Below are 583 nucleotides of genomic sequence, written 5' to 3'. Positions count from 1 at the left end.
AAGCTCTTCGATCTGACTCTTCGACATGCCTTTGATGTCGCGGAAATCGTCGCCTATCGTGCTGGCTGTAGTGCTAGCAGGCTTAGCGGCAGGCGCTTTTTTGCTGCGGCCTGCAGCTGGCGTTTGGTCATTTTTATCATCATGCTTCTTTGTGTCATCATTCAAACCTATTTGCTCTTTAACTGCTTCGAGCCTGGCTTTCGATTCTGGTGTGCTTTGATAGCTATCATCAACGACCATATTAAATAGCTGTGTATTTGTTTCGCTTATCTCGTTGAGTGTTGCTTTTAAGATATGTGCCCCTCCGCCCGTTTTAGCGCTTTCTGGCGCGGTTCCGGCGGTGGGTGCCGCCTTATCAGGCGAGGGTTTTGGTTTTTGATGTTCAGCAGCTCCGAAATACATCGCCTCTTCTTCTTTTGTCAGCTTCACCTGATACAGCATATCGAAACGCTCTTGTCTCTCTGGGTTCCCTGAGCGGCCTCTGTGTATCGTCGGTGCGCGGTCTATGGCTATGGCTTGAGCCTGCTGCTCAATCGTGGGGTTTTCGATAGCATCAAGCTCTGCTTTTTGGTCAGCTAGGGAG

Annotated in this window: 1 protein-coding gene; it reads right to left on the bottom strand. The window is 49.9% G+C overall.

What is annotated here, in order from left to right; translation table 11 throughout:
- The coding region (locus WH277_RS00685) for a hypothetical protein (protein WP_339503784.1) at positions 1–583 on the bottom strand (583 nt) is incomplete at both ends.

It is taken from the genome of Erwinia sp. MYb416, assembly GCF_037479575.1.
GTDB classification, from domain to species: Bacteria; Pseudomonadota; Gammaproteobacteria; order Enterobacterales; family Enterobacteriaceae; genus Erwinia; species Erwinia rhapontici.
Note: the sequence above shows the minus strand (reverse complement) of the source record. Positions and strands in the feature narration are given on the sequence as shown.